The sequence below is a fragment of the Salicibibacter cibi genome, from assembly GCF_016495865.1.
GTDB lineage: Bacteria > Bacillota > Bacilli > Bacillales > Marinococcaceae > Salicibibacter > Salicibibacter cibi.
In genome coordinates, this window is the sequence record NZ_CP054706.1 from 1,454,227 (window position 1) to 1,472,688 (window position 18,462).

At 46.0% G+C, this 18,462-nt stretch carries 25 protein-coding genes, 1 tRNA gene and 1 riboswitch; of the genes, 19 read left to right on the forward strand and 7 right to left on the reverse strand.

Going from position 1 to position 18,462, the window contains the following annotated elements; genetic code table 11:
* Positions 1–177: 177 nt before the first annotated feature.
* The 4 genes from HUG20_RS07425 to aspA all read left to right on the forward strand — a co-directional run bounded on the left by HUG20_RS07425 (position 178) and on the right by aspA (position 3,327).
* A complete protein-coding gene (locus tag HUG20_RS07425; protein ID WP_200089682.1) occupies positions 178–390 on the forward strand; it encodes a YqgQ family protein in 213 nt (70 codons plus the stop codon).
* 23 nt (positions 391–413) lie between these two features.
* Positions 414–815: an ROK family protein gene (locus tag HUG20_RS07430; RefSeq protein WP_200089689.1), complete on the forward strand. Its 402-nt coding sequence runs from the start codon at positions 414–416 to the stop codon at positions 813–815.
* Between the two features lie 183 nt (positions 816–998).
* Positions 999–1,874: an arginase gene (gene rocF, locus HUG20_RS07435; RefSeq protein ID WP_200090423.1), complete on the forward strand. Its 876-nt coding sequence runs from the start codon at positions 999–1,001 to the stop codon at positions 1,872–1,874.
* A gap of 43 nt (positions 1,875–1,917) precedes the next feature.
* Positions 1,918–3,327 (forward strand): aspartate ammonia-lyase, encoded by a 1,410-nt coding sequence (aspA, locus tag HUG20_RS07440; RefSeq protein WP_200089691.1) that lies wholly within the window; start codon positions 1,918–1,920, stop codon positions 3,325–3,327.
* A 116-nt stretch (positions 3,328–3,443) separates the two neighbouring features.
* On the opposite strand, the gene HUG20_RS07445 is transcribed toward aspA, so the two are convergent.
* Positions 3,444–4,634, reverse strand: coding sequence for an ornithine--oxo-acid transaminase (locus tag HUG20_RS07445; RefSeq protein ID WP_200089693.1), 1,191 nt, complete (start codon positions 4,632–4,634; stop codon positions 3,444–3,446).
* A gap of 108 nt (positions 4,635–4,742) precedes the next feature.
* Between HUG20_RS07445 and thiE the strand changes: the two genes are divergently transcribed.
* The 3 genes from thiE (at position 4,743) to HUG20_RS19435 (ending at position 6,342) form a co-directional block, all read left to right on the forward strand.
* Positions 4,743–5,381: a thiamine phosphate synthase gene (gene thiE / locus HUG20_RS07450; RefSeq protein WP_200089695.1), complete on the forward strand. Its 639-nt coding sequence runs from the start codon at positions 4,743–4,745 to the stop codon at positions 5,379–5,381.
* Positions 5,374–5,952, forward strand: a complete 579-nt coding sequence (locus HUG20_RS07455; protein WP_200089697.1) for a hypothetical protein — start codon at positions 5,374–5,376, stop codon at positions 5,950–5,952. Before thiE ends, HUG20_RS07455 begins: the two co-directional genes overlap by 8 nt.
* A gap of 258 nt (positions 5,953–6,210) precedes the next feature.
* A complete protein-coding gene (locus HUG20_RS19435) occupies positions 6,211–6,342 on the forward strand; it encodes a hypothetical protein (RefSeq protein ID WP_281392424.1) in 132 nt (43 codons plus the stop codon).
* A 130-nt stretch (positions 6,343–6,472) separates the two neighbouring features.
* Here the strand turns inward: HUG20_RS19435 and HUG20_RS07460 are convergent, their stop codons facing one another.
* From HUG20_RS07460 to HUG20_RS07470, 3 genes are all read right to left on the reverse strand, one after another.
* Positions 6,473–7,108, reverse strand: a complete 636-nt coding sequence (locus tag HUG20_RS07460; RefSeq protein WP_246476569.1) for a phosphatase PAP2 family protein — start codon at positions 7,106–7,108, stop codon at positions 6,473–6,475.
* Positions 7,109–7,254: 146 nt separating this feature from the next.
* Positions 7,255–7,722, reverse strand: a complete 468-nt coding sequence (locus tag HUG20_RS07465) for a DUF421 domain-containing protein (protein WP_200089701.1) — start codon at positions 7,720–7,722, stop codon at positions 7,255–7,257.
* 497 nt (positions 7,723–8,219) lie between these two features.
* Positions 8,220–8,294 (reverse strand) — tRNA-Gln (locus HUG20_RS07470).
* Positions 8,295–8,426: 132 nt separating this feature from the next.
* On the opposite strand from HUG20_RS07470, the gene comGA reads away from it, so the two are divergent.
* The 10 genes from comGA to HUG20_RS07520 all read left to right on the forward strand — a co-directional run bounded on the left by comGA (position 8,427) and on the right by HUG20_RS07520 (position 13,202).
* The gene (gene comGA, locus HUG20_RS07475) at positions 8,427–9,431 is read left to right on the forward strand and encodes a competence type IV pilus ATPase ComGA (protein WP_200089705.1); all 1,005 of its coding nucleotides are present in this window, start codon (positions 8,427–8,429) and stop codon (positions 9,429–9,431) included.
* Positions 9,424–10,470, forward strand: coding sequence for a competence type IV pilus assembly protein ComGB (gene comGB / locus HUG20_RS07480; protein WP_200089707.1), 1,047 nt, complete (start codon positions 9,424–9,426; stop codon positions 10,468–10,470). The genes comGA and comGB overlap by 8 nt, the downstream gene beginning before the upstream one ends.
* Before the next feature lie 4 nt (positions 10,471–10,474).
* Positions 10,475–10,657, forward strand: a complete 183-nt coding sequence (locus HUG20_RS07485; protein WP_200089709.1) for a hypothetical protein — start codon at positions 10,475–10,477, stop codon at positions 10,655–10,657.
* Positions 10,654–10,956 (forward strand): competence type IV pilus major pilin ComGC, encoded by a 303-nt coding sequence (gene comGC, locus HUG20_RS07490; RefSeq protein WP_200089711.1) that lies wholly within the window; start codon positions 10,654–10,656, stop codon positions 10,954–10,956. The genes HUG20_RS07485 and comGC overlap by 4 nt, the downstream gene beginning before the upstream one ends.
* Positions 10,937–11,398 carry a competence type IV pilus minor pilin ComGD gene (comGD, locus tag HUG20_RS07495; RefSeq protein ID WP_200089713.1) on the forward strand — a complete coding sequence of 154 codons (462 nt, stop codon included), beginning with the start codon at positions 10,937–10,939 and terminating at the stop codon, positions 11,396–11,398. The genes comGC and comGD overlap by 20 nt, the downstream gene beginning before the upstream one ends.
* On the forward strand, positions 11,373–11,693 hold the full coding sequence (locus HUG20_RS07500) for a type II secretion system protein (RefSeq protein WP_200089715.1): 321 nt from the start codon (positions 11,373–11,375) through the stop codon (positions 11,691–11,693). Before comGD ends, HUG20_RS07500 begins: the two co-directional genes overlap by 26 nt.
* Complete coding sequence (locus tag HUG20_RS07505) at positions 11,672–12,136, forward strand: prepilin-type N-terminal cleavage/methylation domain-containing protein (protein ID WP_200089716.1); 465 nt, start codon at positions 11,672–11,674, stop codon at positions 12,134–12,136. Before HUG20_RS07500 ends, HUG20_RS07505 begins: the two co-directional genes overlap by 22 nt.
* A complete protein-coding gene (locus HUG20_RS07510) occupies positions 12,115–12,486 on the forward strand; it encodes a hypothetical protein (RefSeq protein ID WP_200089717.1) in 372 nt (123 codons plus the stop codon). The genes HUG20_RS07505 and HUG20_RS07510 overlap by 22 nt, the downstream gene beginning before the upstream one ends.
* A 173-nt stretch (positions 12,487–12,659) precedes the next feature.
* Positions 12,660–12,848, forward strand: a complete 189-nt coding sequence (locus HUG20_RS19960) for a YqzE family protein (RefSeq protein ID WP_200089718.1) — start codon at positions 12,660–12,662, stop codon at positions 12,846–12,848.
* 111 nt (positions 12,849–12,959) lie between these two features.
* Entirely contained in the window at positions 12,960–13,202 is a 243-nt protein-coding gene (locus tag HUG20_RS07520; protein ID WP_200089719.1) for a DUF2626 family protein, read from the forward strand.
* 40 nt (positions 13,203–13,242) lie between these two features.
* On the opposite strand, the gene HUG20_RS07525 is transcribed toward HUG20_RS07520, so the two are convergent.
* A complete protein-coding gene (locus HUG20_RS07525) occupies positions 13,243–13,875 on the reverse strand; it encodes an MBL fold metallo-hydrolase (RefSeq protein ID WP_200090424.1) in 633 nt (210 codons plus the stop codon).
* 117 nt (positions 13,876–13,992) lie between these two features.
* Here HUG20_RS07525 and HUG20_RS07530 point away from each other — a divergent pair, with 117 nt between their 5' ends.
* Positions 13,993–14,163 (forward strand): DUF2759 family protein, encoded by a 171-nt coding sequence (locus HUG20_RS07530; RefSeq protein WP_200089720.1) that lies wholly within the window; start codon positions 13,993–13,995, stop codon positions 14,161–14,163.
* Positions 14,164–14,474: 311 nt separating this feature from the next.
* On the opposite strand, the gene HUG20_RS07535 is transcribed toward HUG20_RS07530, so the two are convergent.
* Both HUG20_RS07535 and HUG20_RS07540 read right to left on the reverse strand, forming a co-directional pair.
* Positions 14,475–15,260, reverse strand: coding sequence for a YqhG family protein (locus HUG20_RS07535; RefSeq protein ID WP_200089721.1), 786 nt, complete (start codon positions 15,258–15,260; stop codon positions 14,475–14,477).
* Positions 15,238–16,881, reverse strand: coding sequence for a DEAD/DEAH box helicase (locus HUG20_RS07540; protein ID WP_200089722.1), 1,644 nt, complete (start codon positions 16,879–16,881; stop codon positions 15,238–15,240). Before HUG20_RS07540 ends, HUG20_RS07535 begins: the two co-directional genes overlap by 23 nt.
* Before the next feature lie 145 nt (positions 16,882–17,026).
* A riboswitch (glycine riboswitch) is annotated at positions 17,027–17,121 on the forward strand.
* 211 nt (positions 17,122–17,332) lie between these two features.
* Between HUG20_RS07540 and gcvT the strand changes: the two genes are divergently transcribed.
* A complete protein-coding gene (gene gcvT, locus HUG20_RS07545) occupies positions 17,333–18,430 on the forward strand; it encodes a glycine cleavage system aminomethyltransferase GcvT (protein WP_200089724.1) in 1,098 nt (365 codons plus the stop codon).
* Positions 18,431–18,462 lie beyond the last annotated feature (32 nt).

An 18,462-nucleotide genomic window follows, 5' to 3' on the forward strand; every position in this document is an offset into this window, starting at 1 on the left:
TCAGAGATGATATCATCGGATACCACGTTGCAGGCTTCCCGATAGGCACGTATGAGTCTTAACAGGATTGATTTTTATTTTCGCGGTCAATGTCAGTTACAACGGTGATGACCACCTTGCACTACTATTATTATAGACGATTAGTGAAATGAAAACGGAGGAGTTGCCGAAAAAACGATGAAAATTGATTCAATCCATGATATACGCAAACTGTTGTTAAGCTATCATTCGGTCATCTACACAAGAGATCCGGAAGCGGATATTATCCTGATGGAAGAAGAATTGTCGATGTTAAAAGAAGCGCGGCTATTGGAAGCGAAGGACTATTATGCATGCAAATTTGTTTTGCAAGCGGAGCAACGAATGTTGGAACAAAACAATCGCAAATAGCCGGAAAATGGGAGCGTGTCAGCATGGCATCGTACATTGTAGGTGCTGACGTCGGAGACACAACAACGAAATTCGGACTGTTGACGAACAAGGGCGAATGTCGGGATCAACGGAAGATCCCTACGGACAAAGAAAATGGCGGCAACGGCTTTCCGCCCCAAATCATTGTTGGCATCGAAGAGCGTTTAGGGAAGCATGGAATCTCGAAAAATCAATTGTTCAGTGTAGTGGTCGGTGTTCCGGGGTGTATCGATGAGTACGAAGCGGTTGTATCAGCCCCTAATATTGGATGGGGAAATTATCCATTTCATTCCGTCCTCGCGGGTGCGCTTCATGTGCCTGTATCAATAATGACGCGAATCTTGGGGTTGCGGACGAACATTGGCAAACCGCCGGAAAAAAGGATACGTCAACTTTTTTTGTAACGATTGGCACCGGTTGTTTTAAAAGAAGCCGATCGAAAATTAGCGTTGAAAGTTGCCCAAATCGGCAATGATGCAAGTATTACGGGGCAGCATGGCTCGTGATGAAACGGCTTGGTTATTTTGATGGCTGAAGTTGGTCGTTAAAATAGAGGGGTACATAATTTGCGAAAGAAAAACATTTCGATGTTGGGAGTGCCTTTGGATTTGGGGCAAAACCGTAGGGGTGTTGATATGGGGCCGAGCGCGATTCGCTATGCAGGGTTGCGCGAGCGTCTGGAAGCGCTCGGTTACGATGTCTGCGACCATGGGGACTTGACGGTTCCGAATCGCTATGGGCATGAATCCGAAGACCATTTGAAGCATTTGCACGCCGTTGTCGAGACGAATCGAACATTGGCGAAAAAAATGGGGGACATCACAACAGAAAATGCTATTCCGCTTGTGCTTGGCGGGGACCATAGCATTGCCATCGGAAGCCTCGCGGGAATCACTCGGCATTATCAAAATCTGGGTGTGATTTGGTACGATGCCCACGGAGATTTGAACACGATGGAAACTTCCCCTTCCGGAAATATTCACGGAATGCCATTGGCCGTTAGTTTAGGGCTTGGCCACAAATCCCTAACGGCCATTGCCGGACAGGCACCGGCGATTAAGCCCGAAAACATCGTGATTATCGGAGCGCGTGCATTGGATGATGCGGAAAAAGCGCTCATTCAAGACTACAAAATCAAGGTATTTACCATGCATGAAGTCGACCGTTTGGGGATGAGTGAAGTGATTAATCAGACAAACGCTTATTTGAGCGATTGTGACGGCATTCATGTAAGCTTGGATTTGGATGGCCTTGACCCCATTGATGCCCCTGGAGTGGGGACCCCGGTCGTCGGCGGTTTATCTTACAGGGAAAGCCATTTAGCCATGGAAATGTTGGAGGAAACGGGAAACGTGACCTCGTGCGAGTTTGTGGAGGTGAATCCGATCCTTGATGAAAAAAACAAAACGGCAGAAGCGGCTGTTGCACTTATTGGGTCATTATTTGGTGAAAAGATACGGTGAGCGTTTTTAGTCTTTCACATCTAGAATTGGAGGATACAAAGCCATGGAATATCGCATAGAACGGGATTATTTGGGAGAGAAACAAGTGCCGAAGGAAGCCTACTATGGGATCCAAACGGTGCGTGCACAAGAAAATTTTCCGATCACGGGCTACCCGCCTCACAAATCATTGATTCAAGCGTTCGGCTTCGTGAAAAAAGCGGCTGCAATGGCGAATAGGGACGTTGGCGGATTGAACGAAACACTTGCAAGCGCGATTATAAAGGCAGCAGAAGAGGTCATCGCAGGCGATCTTAACGACGCGTTTGTCGTGGATGCCATTCAGGGAGGGGCCGGGACCTCGTTTAACATGAATGCAAATGAAGTCATCGCGAATCGGGCGATTGAGATAATGGGATATGAAAAAGGGGATTATAACCGGTTGAGCCCTAACACGCACGTGAACATGGCGCAATCGACGAATGACGCCTTTCCGACAGCCATTCATATCGCGGCATTAAAGCTTTCCGTAGGATTACAAAATGTTCTTGAAGAAGTGATTGACACACTGAAAAAGAAAGAAAAGTCCTTCGATGATGTGATAAAAATGGGGCGCACCCACCTTCAAGATGCTGTTCCGATTCGCCTTGGACAGGAAATGGGCGCCTATCGACGCATGCTAGAAAGGGATCTTCACAGAATTGAACGGGCAGTGGATAACTTAAATGTCGTCAATATGGGCGCAACAGCTGTCGGTACGGGATTGAATGCCGAGCCCGAATACATTGAAACGGTAGCAAAATACTTGGCCGATTTGACGGGACTCAAATTAAAAAGTGCCGAAGACCTTGTCGATGCTACGCAAAGTACCGATGCATACACAGAACTTTCCGGTTCTTTGAAAGTATTGGCGATTAATCTCTCAAAAATGTCGAATGATTTACGTTTGATGAGCTCGGGACCGAGGACAGGATTAAATGAAATCAATCTTCCCCCTCGCCAACCGGGATCATCGATTATGCCCGGTAAAGTGAATCCCGTCATGTGTGAAGTCGTTAATCAAATTTCTTTTCAAGTTATCGGAAATGACCATACCATTAGCTTGGCCTCTGAATCCGGGCAATTAGAGATCAATGTGATGGGACCCGTGCTCGTGTTTAATCTATTACAATCGTTATCCGTATTGGAAAACGGGTTGAACGTTTTCAGAAACCATGCCCTGGAAGGTATCACGGCCAATCGGGAAGAAGCGAAAGAAATGGTGCACAAAAGCGTCGGGATTATTACAGCCATCAATCCCCACGTAGGCTATGAAGTCGCTTCCCGGGTAGCAAAAGAAGCCCTTGAATCCGACCGTTCAGTGAAAGAGATTTGCGTTGAACGCGGAATTTTATCCGAGGAAGAGTTGGAAGAGATTCTCGACCCTCAGGAGATGACCAACCCCGGCATCGCGGGAGCGAGGTTTATGGAATAATAGAAAAGGGTCCCCATAAGCAAAATCCGCTGTGATATAACTTTATCACGGCGGATTTTTTTGCATATGTGCAATGAACGCTTTCGCCATAAAAGCTTGGCGAAAAGCCAAGTTTCCTAGGAAAAAATGCTTTCGATTCGATCGAACGCCCAATCCAAATCTTCTTGTGAAATCGTAAGTGGGGGAGCAAGCCTGAGAACATTTTCATGGGTTTCCTTGCACAACAATCCGGCTTTCATCAGTTGTTCACAATAAGGGCGTGCCCGTTCATGGAGCTCGATGCCGATGAATAATCCTTTGCCGCGGACGTCTTTAATGGCGGGGTAGTTGATGGTTTGACAACGTTCCAAAAAAGAGCGCCCAAGTTTTTCAGCCCGAACCGGCAGGTTTTCGTTAACGATGACATCAAGGGCGGCGCTTCCGACTGCACATGCCAATGGGTTGCCGCCGAACGTTGACCCGTGGGACCCCGGTTCAAACAAACCGAGAATGTTTGCGTTGGCAGCGACCGCCGAGATCGGTATTACCCCTCCGCCCAAAGCTTTGCCGAGAATAAACATGTCGGGCGTCACGTCTTCGTGGTCACAGGCGAACATGCGCCCGCTTCTCCCAAGACCGCACTGAATTTCATCGGCAATCATGAGGACATTCATTTCGTCGCAGAGCGTGCGAACATCGCGTACATAGCCGTACGGAGGAATGCGGATGCCTGCTTCTCCTTGGATCGGCTCAAATAAAAATGCGGCTGTGTTGGGTGTGATTGCGCTTTTCAGTGCTTGAATATCTCCGTAAGGAACGATGGTTATGCCCGGAAGCAACGGGCCGAAGTCCGACTGGTACGCACGGTTCGATGACAAAGAAACGGGAGCGAGCGTTCGTCCGTGGAAATTATCCGTGCAAACGATGACTTCAGCCTTGTTTTCCGGGATGCCCTTTACACGATATCCCCATCGTCTTGCTGCTTTTAGTGCTGTTTCCACTGCTTCGGTGCCGGTGTTCATCGGCAATATTTTATCCATCCCCGTCAGTTCGGAAAGTTTTTTATAAAAAGGTCCGATTTGGTCGTTATGAAAGGCCCTTGACGTTAGGGTTATGCGTTCGGTCTGTTTATGCAATGCTTCGATGATGGCCGGATGCCGGTGCCCTTGATTGAGCGCAGAATAAGCGGCTAACATATCCAAATAACGGTATCCGTCCGTGTCCTCCACCCAGGACCCCTCGCCTTTGGTGATGACGACAGGCAATGGGGAATAATTGTTGACGCCGTAGTTATCATGCCAGTCGATCAATGTTTGGCTTGTGCTCACTAAGCAATCTCTCCTTTTTGTTGCGCCTTGCTTCTTAATCTTCTACAATTTTTACAGAATGGGTAAGAGGTTTCAAGTGTCATATGGAATGATTTAGGAGGAATCGTTGTGTGGTCATCAGGTCTTTATGTCATATCTGCTGAGAACTTACATCCGCACCGCTCGTTGTTGTCAGTCATGGAACCTGCCTTAAAAGGGGGCGCAACCGCGATACAACTGCGGGATAAGGGAAGCGATAAAAGAGTGCTGATTGAGAAGGGGCGCGCGTTACAGCAATTGGCACGCCGTTATCGTGTCCCCTTTCTTATGAACGATCATTTAGATGTTGCGCTGGCGATTGATGCCGATGGTGTCCATGTTGGCCAAGATGATTTTCCGCTTATGGAAGCACGAAAGTTGTTGGGAGAAGACAAAGTCATCGGCATATCTACGCACACGAAAGATGAGGCGATCGAAGCGGAACAACATGGCGCCGATTACATTGGAGTCGGACCGGTTTTTGCTACAGACTCTAAAGACGATACGGAAAAAGAAATCGGGGTGGCCGGATTAAAAGAGATTGTCGGTCATGTATCGATTCCTACCGTTGCCATCGGTGGTGTCAAATTGAACAACGCCGAAAAAGTGGCTGCTACAGGTGTAAGCGGGCTAGCGGTCATTAGTGAAGTCGTAATGAGTGAACATATCGAGGATACATGCAGGCACTTCACGAAAATATTGACGGAGACGAGGGAGAGAGATGTTTAAGAACGGCAACGCATGGATGGTCATTATCCCCGGATTTTTGATGATTTCCCTTTTTATTGGTGGATGGTTTTATGTTACCGAAGAGGATACGATCCAACACGAGGATCTCGGGGATTATACGCAAATCAATGCCAATATGGATAACGGAGGCCTTAGTGCCGGTTGGAATTGGACGGCCTTGCCGGAAGGAGAATTGATAGGCGAAGACTATATTGGTATTATCGCCTACGAGAATGGGGAAATTTTATCGGGCGATGAATTTGATCAACGGCAACTGGAACTCAGGCAAGATGGAGAAGTCATTTATGAAGGTGAAGGCACGGCAGTTGAGGATGGTTTGATTTTTGAATTCCCGAACCGTATGGAGGAAAATGACGTTTACGGATATGAGGGCGCGGTATCCGCGCAGTTGCCGGATGGTGCCGATGAGGTTGATGTTTATTACTTGCATACGTGGATGAATCATGCAGGTCAAGGCGGAGAGGATCCGTCTTTTAGCGATCCGCCATTCCCGGGAATGGATGACCATGAAAATTTCTGGTGGGTCATTAGCGAAACGGCGAGTGATTGACAAAAGTTCCGTATAGAAAGGCCGATGATAAATGGTGTTTTGTTAACCGATGAAAATAAAGGCTATTACACTACCCGATTAGATTCAATCGGGTGGTGTAAATTAAGGCAAAACAATTTTAAGCAATACGATCGGGTGCGGCTACGTAGGGATTGCTTCACATAAGCGTTTTCCGTTGGTGTTGTCAAAACTAGATGCAAGGAAATCCATCCTATAAGCAAAAAAAACCTTGCACTTCTGGCAACGTACGGAGGGACGGTGCTGCAATGGCGAGACTCCAGCGGAAAAACGGACGCGTCAAGCCCCCGCAGCGCCGGTTTTGCGCGAGGAGGCTTGACCGTTCGTCCGCGGAAAGCGAAGCCATGGAAGCGGCATCCCGGCTTCAACTGATAGCTGCAAGTTGTTCAGCATTCCCTACGTAACAACAATAAATACCATTTTTATACATTTTTCCGACTGCGAGCACTTCTAGAGGATATGTTCAAAAACAGAAATGTATAGCTCTGTTATCTTCGGTAGATTAGGTCGGCGATCTCCGCTTTTGAATATCCCTGTACAAATAGATCAGTGCAACAAGGTAGATAAATCCGAAGAAAAATCCGGCAGTGACATCCGTTAAATAATGAACATTAATAAAATAGCGGCTCATACCGATAAGCAAAATAAGCATGGAAAAAAACAATTGTGTGAAAAAAATAGCCTTGGAAGAGTTTATTTTTTTAACAATAAAATAGGCGGATAACCCGTAACACACCATGGATATCATTGCATGACCGGATGGAAAACTATACCCTTCTGCATTTGCAGCAACCAGTATGCTTGGGCGCTCCCTTTCGACAAGTTCTTTAATAAGTAAATTAATCCAGTGACTGCTGAGCGAACCTCCAGAAAGGATGAGTGCCGGCAACCAGTCCCTAAAAAGCACCCAGAGAATGATGGCCATCACAATGTTCAACGGAACAAGAAAAGTCCCAGAGCCTAATTCCGTAACTCCCCGGAAAAACGTATATACAAAGGTATTATCTAGGTGTGCAACAAGATCTCTTGTCCACTGATCAACATAAGGAACCGTACCATTTACTATTTTCACAATCCAAATGCCTGTCAGGATGAACACAAAGAACAATAAAAAAACAATATAAATTTTTATTCGCACAATGAACGTGTCTCCTTGTCTCATGAAATGTATTAGAAAAAGAGGCGATACCAAATGTGTTGGCGCCGCCTCTTTCCTTTGACACAACCTTGCAAACAATTTTCCACTACATTTCACATCCGATATAGTCTTATCTCTTCTTTATTTTAAGCGTTGTCTCCTTTTCCGTCGTCAACCATAACTTGATGATTTTTATCCCACACGGATGAAAAAAAGACATCTTCCAGTTTTTTATACCCTTTTTCTTTCAATCGGGATCTTAGCCATTGTTCATCTCGGTGAAGGAGTTTTAAATTTTCATGTTGAATATTCCCTTCCACCACAACAGTGATGGGGAATCCCGCTTTTTCAACATTCAAATGTAAATCCTTGCGTGTAACAGGGTGGGATTCTTCCTTGAGCACAACACTAAGGTCTCCAAAAGGCTCAAGAATAGCATATTGAATGTTTTTTATGTTTAAATATCCTTTGCTTCTGAGACTTGAAAGCAACTCAATTAAGGAATAACGGGTTTTTTTTAAATTTGACTTGATGATTTTTCCATGCTTGATGAAAATCACAGGCTCTCCTACTACTAAGTAATGAAATTTTCGAAGTAGGCTTAATCTCGCCATAAAGTAGTGCAAGCTCCCCACAGTGATAACCCCAAGATTGCCTGGCCCAGGGTATTTATTTCAATGGGAGATGTAGCAATGATAACCAAAAAAAAGACAGCGACTAAGTCATGAGGAGTGATTTGTGAAAAAGCGGAATGGCCAAACATGCGAATGATGAATAGGGTTAAAAGGAATAGGACAATAATTTCAACAATGAACAATGAAGCCACCTCGAACGTAAATACGATTTCGTCTCCATCATAGCGTTTGTGCATATAACCATTTTATACAGAGGTCACTGAAACGACCTCAACGATTATTAAATGAAATCTAGTCACCAATCGCTCAAATTATTTTAGAAAACTTGGCATTTCGCCAAGGATGGCGAAAGTCAAAGGTCTTTCCTACATACGAACATTTATACTTTCTGATAGTGTAAATAAAAAGAGGGAGCCTCCGCAAGCTCCCTCACCTTCTTACATACATCTATATTTTATCATATATAGCAGTAATAATGGTTGGGATGGCAGGATTCGAACCTACGCATCATGGAGTCAAAGTCCATTGCCTTACCACTTGGCTACATCCCAGTCTACATACATTATTATAGGCAGCAAAAAAAAGTTTATACTTTTTTTGCGAAAAAAGAAGGAAAAAAATTTTTGTTGTCGAATAGTGTTATTGTGAGAGAGCCCCTTGACGATAATCAGGGAGGTGCCCGATTGACGACCACACAAGGAGAATGTACGAAACTCTTCCGCTTTGCCTACGAAAGTTACGCCACAGATATTCATTTCCATCCCTATCCCGCCTACACTATAATTTTGTTCCGGATGGAAGGCGACTTAAAGGAGATACGCCGTATTCCCCGCGCAGATGCGGATAAAATGGTGGCGCACCTGAAATTTCAATCCGGGATGGATATTGGTGAACGCCGTCTACCTCAAAATGGTTCGCTGATGCTTCAACAGATCGGGCGGTTATCCGTACGGTTATCAACCGTACCGATTGGGGAAGGGGAGCGCCTCGTCGCCCGTCTCCTTCCTGCCAATGAAGATGTTGCATTGGCGCAACTCCCGCTTTTGGAAACGACTTCCCGGGACCTACATGCGTTGGCTGAACGCGAGCATGGGTTAATTATTTTTACCGGTCCTACAGGTTCGGGAAAAACCACGACGTTGTATGCCCTCCTGCATGAAATTACCAAACAAACGAATCGCCATGTCATTTCCGTGGAAGATCCGATTGAAAAACCACGCCATAAGTTTACGCAAATGCAAGTGAATGAACAAGCGGGTCTTTATTATGCAGAGGCATTAAAAGCAGCGCTTCGCCATGACCCGGATGTATTAATGATTGGAGAGATCCGGGATGAACAAACAGCAAAGATAGCGGTGCGCGCGGCGATGACCGGTCATCTCGTGCTAACGACCCTTCACACACGCAACACGAGTGGCGCTCTCGTGCGATTATTGGAGTTTGGCGTGCCGGCGAATTATTTATATGAAAGCATAGCTGCCGTCGTTGCCCAGCGCCTTGTGCATGACGAGCGCGAACAGCGAAAGGCGATCTTCGGCTTTTTGGCGAATGAACCGTTGCAATCGTTACTCGATGATTGCGTGCAAAACATCCCGCTTTTCTATGATGACGGTTTGGAGAACCAACGCATGGAAGGGATCGCACTCGGCTATTTGCCAAAGGAAGCGGGGCGTCTCAATCATGCTTAAACGCAAAGATAAATGGAAAGCGATCAATAAAGCCCGTTTTTTCCTGAACGTAGGACGCTTGTTGCAAAGAGGGTACACGTTAAATCACGGGGCGCAATTGATGATGTACGGAGAGCGTCCGGAAGCGCGAGCGACGGTTTCCTCATGGGTTGCAACGTTGCAAGAAGGGCGGCCGTGGGCAGAGTCGTTAGATCTCTTAAATATCCCCTCAGATATTCGTGCCTACTTGTACTTTTCCGAACGCTACGGCATGCTATCCCAAGGTTTTTACTACGCGGGCCGCATGCTTCAGCAAAGAGAGCGCTTCAAAGATAAAGCGCGTAACCTCGCAAGATACCCGATTCTTCTTATCTGGATTATCGCCACGCTTTTCCTCTTTATGACGTTGTTTGTTTTCCCCCAATTCGAAGAATTATTCATGACGATGGACATGGATTACCCGGCGATCACGACGTTTGCTTTTGCCGTTTTTCGAGTCCTTCCATATGTTTTTGCAGTTCTGATCATGTTAGCGTTTCTTTTCTATGTTTATTATCAACGGAGGTTTAAAAAACTAAAAGCTTTTCAACAAATGAATAGAATCCGGCAAATTCCCGGTGTCAAGCCTTGGATCAACTTGTATATTACGTACACGGTCAGCTTGCAAATGAGCCAACTTTTAAAAGGCGGGTTGAGTGCGCATGATGCATTGCAAGTGTTTGTCAAACAGACGCAAATGCCGTTTTTGCAAGCGGAAGGAGAACGTTTACAAGCAGAATTAAACGAAGGCAAAAGCTTACACGCAGCGATTGAAAACGCGTCTTACTATCAAAAAGAATTTGCCGACGTTATCCGTCACGGACAAGCGGCAGGCCAATTGGCTGAAGATCTCGTCCAATACAGCGAGATGCTTTGGGAAGAGCTTAACGAACGCACAACAAAAACGACGGTCATGATTCAACCGATTTTGTTTCTTGCTATCGGCGGGTTTATGTTATTGCTATTCCTGTCCATATTCGTGCCGATTTTTCAGTTAATTTCATCATTGGATGGAGTGTAAAACAATGGCTACAAACGAACAGAATCTATTGCGGCGAATCCAACGCTTGGAACGAAAATGCGACAAGATGGAAGCCCGCATGATTTATTTGGAAAAATGTATCAATTGCTTGGAATATCAACAACATGACGATACCAAAAAACTGGTCACACTCGTGTACAACCGCAAAGGAGGAGGCACACGGTGAAAAAAAAGGATGACGGCTTTACGCTGATCGAGATGATGATCGTTTTGTTAATAATTTCCATATTACTGCTTGTCGCAATCCCAAACATGGTGCAAAACAGCAACGTCGCCCAAAGCAAAGGCTGTGAAGCAACCGTTGATTTGGTGCAGGCGCAAGTCGGAAGTTACATGGTAGAAACGGGCGATTATCCCAGCAGTTTAAGTGTTTTAGTCGACAACGATTATGTGGACAGCGTTACATGTCCGGATGGAAGCCGTTTGAACCTCGATGATAATGGAAATGTCAGCGCTAATGAATAACAACGAGTATGGCCACACGCTCATGGAACTCGTCGTCGTTTTGCTTATTTTCTCGATCTGCTTAGGCATACCGACACTCTCCTATGTTCAGCAAGACGAAGGGCGGGAAATGGAGGCGTTTGTTTCCGAATTTGAGCAAGATCTCCATTATGCCCAACAACAGGCGATGGGGAAAACGGTTAATGCTCGGCTCGATATCCAGAATGCCACGGGCAGTTATCAAGTTGTGGTAGATGGAGAAACCATGAAGCGTGTCCCGTTTCCGAAGCATGTTTATTTTCAAGGCGTGTCGATGTCCCCGGAAACCATTCGTTTTCGACCGAGTGGGAATACGGACGATTCCGGTGAAATCGCAATACGAAGCAGCGATCAATTTTACCGTGCGATGTTTCTCGTTGGTTCCGGGAGGTTTTACGTTGAAAAAGTTGAAAAAAATAGCTGATGGAGGATTTACGTTAATGGAGGTCATAACGGCTCTTTTGCTTTTATCCGTAGCAACGGCCGGCATCATTCCTTTAGTATCGATTTTGTATACCGAACGGGCGGAAGTGCAAGCGGAGCGCGACGCTTATCGCATCATCGAGCGAGTGGGCTACGAGCTTGAGGATCACGACATTGAAACTGTTACGGTTGCCGATACGTCTTATGTTGTTCGTAATGAAAACGGAATGACCTGTATTTATTGGCAAGGGCCGGCAGGGAGGGAAAAGGATTTATGTCTCGAGTTTCCTCTGTAAACGACCGGGGCTTTACACTTTTGGAAATGGTCATTGCTATGTTTTTGTTCTTCATTGTGATCGCGGTAGTCCCTGTCTTTTTGCAAACGGCGACTTCCCCGGGTTCAGACTTGTCGCGCAATGATCAGGAAATCCAGACCTGGTTTCAAGAAATCTCAAAAGAGACAAAATATGCGCGTGGCTATGCAGTCGAACAAAACAGGTTGATCATCACGGATATCGACGGTGTAGAACGCAGCTACAGAAGAAGCGGAAGCAGTTTGATCAGAAGCGGAAGAATCGGCGGCCATTCGGTTTTGCAAAATATCGACGGATTTCATGCCCAACTTGTATCGGACGGGGTGATGATTACCGTTGACGCGAACGAGAAGCAATATAAGAAGTGGTTGCGTCCGACCAGGGCACCCGAGGAGGAAGACATTTGGATCAAAAGGGAGCTATAATGCCGTTTGTTCTCGTTCTATGCCTTGTAATAGCCGGCATGGTCGGTCATCAGGCTGTGTTGCTCACATTCGAACGGGAAGGCTTAGAGGCCCAGCGAATGTTTATGGTCGCAAATCTGTTGTTGGAGAAAGGGGAAGAGCAATGGTGGGAAGCATATAGAGACGATCGTACGTCGGACAGTGGCTTTTGGGAGTTTGAAGAGGGTACCGTTGATTATCGCTTGTCCTCGGTAAACGGAAGCGATTATGAAGTGGTGATATTGAATGCGGAAGTCGACGGGGGCGGGAATGTGCAGCATTACTACTACGTAAAAAAAACCGATAGTGAAAATGGAAAAAAGGACGAATGAAATAAATGACGGCGCTGATCAAGGTCAGCGCTGTACGTTTATTTGCGCTATTGCCCGCGCCGTACAAAACCTTAGCCAATTTCGCATGGAAAGTGTTGCATTCATGATCCGGATAAAATAAGAAATAAACGGGCAAGCTATATACCAAAAGGAATGGAAGGAGTGCCCATCTCATGAATCCAAACCCTTATTTTAAATACCTCGTTGAATCCTTTTTACGCAGGCTTGACCGATTTGCCGCTCCAAAAGAGATGAGCCGAAAACAGCGGCGGAAGTTAAAGAAAAAAGAAAAATCGCGGTTATTCACTGTATTCGGAGCAATTCCCACTGCGATAAAAATTAGTATGCGCAAATCAAGGTGACAAATATTTGTCGTTTTGTCACGTGAAACAGGAGAAAGTAATTTACAATTGATCCATCACTCATATATAATAAGAACAGGAACATGATGAGAAGTGGAGGAGGAAAATAAGATGAGTCGCATGTACCGTGTGATGGCTTTTTGGACAGGGGTCTTCGCCGTATTATTTTTTGTGGGAGAAATGTATGAAGTGTCCCTGTTATTCTTTGCTAATACGGCGGCATTCGTAGGGCTTGGTTTTATGGGGCTTACCGAACGCACATATTTATACATATTCGGTGCTTACTTAACTTTATTTATGGTTGGCTTTTCTTACTATACGATTTTTCTCATGGAACCAACCCTTGGTCATTAAAGCATGACCATGAAAGGCGGCTTCTTTAACCGCCTTCTCCCTATAAACCATTAAGGAACGGATTGCCGTCCATTTCGGCGGAAATCGTTGTAACCGGTCCGTGGCCACAAGCAACAGTTGTATCTTCCGGGAGTTCCAAAAGTTTTTGATGGATGCTGCTGAGAAGGGTGGTTTCATCGGCGCCGGGGAGATCGGTGCGTCCGATGCCGCTTTGAAAGAGGACGTCGCCGGAGAAAACCGTGTCGGTAGGTTCGTGATAGTATGAGACACTTCCCGGTGAATGGCCCGGGGTTTCAAATATCCGAAAAGCAAAAGGGCCTACGGTTAAGCTTTGCTCGCTGTCGATTAAATGCTCGGCAGGACGCGCGGTTATACCTTCGGGACTCATGTTGACCGAAAGATTTTTCGCGGGATCTTGTAACCAGTGCGCTTCACGTTGGTGAAGGTAAACCGGGATGTTAAACGTATCGCGGATATGGTCAACGGCACCGATGTGGTCAAAATGTGCATGGGTTAAAAGAATGGCAAGGGCTTTTAGGTTTTCTTTTTTCAAGGCAGCTGCAAAGGACTCGCCGTCCCCGCCCGGATCAAAGATAACCGCTTCCCTTTCTTCGTTGTAAAGGACAAAGGCGTTGGTTTGTACAGGGCCCAACGGGGCTTGCTTCCAATTCATCATGAAAATCAACTCCTTCTTAAATCTATAAACCATTGTACATGAAAAAATGAAAGAAACGAAACATAAGCAAAGCGTATGTATGGACATCATTGATACGAAAAGGAGAGAATGGATATGGCAGTGGGATCAATCGTTACGGCAGTGGCTGTTCTTTCGGTTTTTGCTTTTTTCCGTGAGTTAAAACGAAGAAACTTTATCGGGGTCGGATTTTCGGCACTCAGCATTCTTGTCTTTGGTTTTTTTGGTTTAATGACTTTGCTTGTAAGTGGAGCACCGGAAATGTAGAGGAACACTCGTCGCAATGACGGGTGTTCTTTTCTAAAGATTGGAGAGTTAGAAGTTAGAGGCTGGACAGAGAGGGTTTTTCTCACTTCTAACTTCCAAACTCTCATCTAGTGTTGAGTGGTTGAATTACTCGGTCACCCAGTATCGGGCAAGGTCCGTGTCAATCGACCGCAAGCAGCCGCCCATCGATCTATTTTCGGCGATCACCCAGATTTCAGAACGATAGAAGCCTGTGCAAAGAAGGGCAACCCAAATCAACCCGTGCCTCAGTGGCCTTTGCAGGTGCGACCTTTTATTTCAGCCATGCTGTACTAGTATGTATCCTTTCGCAAATAAAAGATGCCACCGTTAATAAAGGTTAGCTCGATCGCCGGTTGATATTGTTGATGGATCGCTTCTTTTTCCAAGCTATATGCATCATCGTTTTCCTTATCGGACGTTTCATAAAAGCGATCGAGCAAGGCTAAATCGTCTTCCATTCGATTGGTGGCTTCATTAGCCCAAGCGTGTTTTTGGTTGCGAATATCATTGAGAAGGTATTTTTTGATTCTTTGTACGGCGCTCATCGGTTGAATCAAATGGGCCATTGTAAACGTATAATCGGGGATCGCAGAAACGAGCGGGAGTGGCGCCAGTCGTTTCATGAAAAGATCAATGGTTTCCCCGCTAATTAATTGAATGCCAAAGCTGCGGATGATATCGCGTCTGCGGTGGCAAGTGTAGGAAATGCGCACGTTTAACCCGAGCCAAGGGTATAGGGGCGTCTGGTTTTTTTCATGATGATTTTCGTAAAGCCGTGTGACTGCGCCCTTTTCAGCAGCGGAAGAAAAAATTTGATGAAGACGGGGAGAGCCGAAATGCACTTTTTCTGCAGAAGGTGTATCAGCCCTTATATCCGTAGACAAGTTCAATTTCAATGGTTTCGGTTCCCCGCCGGTTTTTTCTAAATAATGCCAGTAAAATGGGCGGTTCATGAGCTCGAGATCGAGCATTTTATTGAGTTGAACTTCCAGTTTGGACGGTGTGTTTTGTAACAGCCCTGCTCCTCCGGCGTGAAAAAAACGGCGAAGGTAGTTATGAACTTCTGCCTGTTCCATGTTGATCTCCCTCCTGATTCATGAGCTCGGTTAAATGATGAAATTTGAGCCGTGCCTCGCCTTCTGTGCCGGAATCCAGAGCATCCTCTACGTATCTTTCCAATTCCTGTCCGGAATAGCGTTCCAAAATGTCGTCCAAACGCCCGATGACGCCTTCGAACATATTGATTTTTTCATAAAGGAGGTTGAGGATGCGTGCTTCTACTGTATTTTCAATTGCGTAATTCGTAATGTGTACATCATGTTCTTGGCCGAGGCGGTGAATCCTTCCAATGCGTTGTTCCACGCGCATCGGATTCCAGGGAAGGTCATAATTAATCATATGGTGGCAAAATTGTAAGTTTAACCCTTCGCCGCCGGCTTCAGTGGCAATCATGACCGGGACGTGATCACGAAAGAGCATGCGCATCCAGTCTTTTTTGCTGCGTTTAAATCCGCCTCTAAACGGGACCGATTTTATTTTATGTTGGGCAAGAAACCACTGCAGGTAGAGTTGGGTTGCCCGGTATTCCGTGAAAATAATCGTTTTTTCCGAAGAAGCCCGGAGTTGTTTCAACATTTGCTCCGCTTTTGCATTTGTTTGGATTTCATGCATGGCGTGAACAACGGGAGTAGCTTGTGCTTCGTTTAACATCCCGTTTTTCATCATGTTTGAAATTGTCACCCCCAAGGCTTCTTTGCTGGAACATGCTTCCCTTTGTAACGTCGTTAATGAAAAACCGTGGAGGTCTTGCACTGTTTGTTTTAAATCGCACACGGCATCATACATGGCGCGTTCTTCTTTCGACATTTCCACGTTTACATTTTCAACATGCCGATGAGTCCAGGACACGTTCGTATTGTCGCGGCGGTTGCGGACCATCACGTTTTGCACGAGTTTCTGAATGTCTTCGGTTGCTTCTGTATCGTTTTTGTACTTGGCTTTAAAGCTTTTTTCATCGCCAAGATGTCCGGGTTTCAAAATCGAAACGAGGTGAAACAGTTCTTCGATCCGGTTTTGCACAGGGGTGGCGGTACATAGTAAACAAAAGCGTTTTTTCAGCGCTTTGATGAATGCATAGTTTTTCGTGTTGGCATTTTTTAACTTATGTGCTTCATCAATAATGATCATGTCATAAGGTTGCTCGAGTACGATTTCCCGATGGGGGGAATGTTTGGCGGTGTCCATCGAAGCGACGACGACATCGCACCGATCCCATACATACGTTTTCTTTTGGGAGACGGCAGGAATGTAAAATTTTTCATTAAGCTCTTGCGTCCATTGATTCACCAGGGACGCCGGGGATAGAATAAGCGCCTTTTTGACGAGGCCTCGTATCATGTATTCCTTTAAAACAAGACCGGCCTCTATCGTCTTCCCAAGCCCTACTTCGTCAGCGAGGATGGCTTTCCCGTTCATATCTTCAACGACACGCCTTGCTGTCTCAAATTGATGATCATACAAGGAAAGTTCCGGCAAATGCGTGGGAGCGACGAGTCCGTCGAAGGATGGGACCGCTTTGTGCGTTTGTGCTTCATAAGCAAGTTGATACATTTCCCATGAAGACCATGGGCCTTCATGATGCAATGCTTGTTTAAATTGGTCCTCCCAGTCGGCGGAGAAATGGATATCTATGTACATAATTACCCCTTTTTCCCTTTATTTTTATTTTAAAGTATAAAAAAGATTGGCAATGGATAAATGACGTGCTACACTAAATGCAACAGGCTTTCCTAACTATGTTAGTGTGTGAATGTGGAGCGTTTTTATACATTGGAATAAGCGAATGATGACAGAGGGAGAGACCGTTCTTCCCAGAACGGCGCCGAAGGAGCAAACCGGAATGGTGAATCTCTCAGGCACATGTACTTCTGTTTGACGCGACTCTGGAGAGCGCCCTCGCGGCCACCAACGAGGACAATTTTTGCCAAATGCGGCGAAAAAGAAACTTTCTGGTAGACCGACAGAGCTTTTCAACGATAAACGTTGGAGAGTTCTGTCTTTTTTTATCTGCATGGTGCAACGAAGGCTTTCGTCATAAAAGCTTTGTGAAGACCAAGTTTTCTAATAAATATAAAAAGGGGAGATTGACTTGACAGAAAAGCGGCGCACCATTCTTTATGATAGGCATGTGGCGTTGGGGGCGAAGATGGTTCCGTTCGGAGGCTTTGAAATGCCTGTCCAATACGATTCCATCAAAGCGGAACACCGTGCGGTGCGGGAGGCGGTTGGCCTTTTTGATGTTTCCCATATGGGGGAGGCATTGATTGCAGGGGAATCTGCATTTAACACCGTACAAACAATCTTGACGAACGATGCTTCCAAATTGGAAGTGGGCAAAGCTCAGTATTCATTGATGTGCAATGAAAATGGCGGAATAGTGGACGATTTTCTCGTCTATCAAATGGGACCCGAAAAATACATGGTCATCCCCAATGCCGCCAATCGCGAGACAGATATCGCTTGGCTCAAGCAACACGCGCAAGCGGGTACGACGGTGACGGATGTTTCCGATGATTACGCGTTGCTTGCGCTGCAAGGCCCGAAAGCGGTTGAGGTATTGCAATCATTAACAGATGAAGACGTGGGGGCGATCGGTACGTTTCGCTTTCAGACGGACGTAGCTGTTGACGGCCGAAGTGCAATCGTGTCCCGTAGCGGTTACACCGGGGAAGACGGGTATGAAATCTACTGCGGGACGAAAGATGCCGGCGCTATTTGGGACGCGTTGCTTACCGCCGGTGAAAGCGTTGGCATTAAACCTTGCGGGTTAGGTGCCAGGGATACGCTTCGTTTTGAGGCTCGCTTGCCGTTGTACGGCCAAGAACTTACGGAGACGATCAGCCCTTTGGAAGCAAAGCTCGGCTTTGCGGTGAAAGTAAACAAAGACGCTGATTTTATAGGGAAGAAAGCGCTGGCAGCAGAAAAAGAACATGGACCGGCTCGTAAGATTGTTGGCATTGAGATGATAGACAAAGGGATTCCGCGCACGAATTATCCCATTTTTGATGACAACGATAATGAAATCGGACATGTTACTTCCGGGACGCAGTCACCGACGCTCGGAAAAAATCTCGGTCTTGCGATCGTGAAAACGGAGTATGCTTCCAACGATACCGAAATTATCGTAGATGTCCGAAAACGCAAACGAAGAGCCAAAGTGGTACTGACGCCGTTTTATTCCCGATGATAAGTGTTGGGATGCAGATGGATAAAAGATAA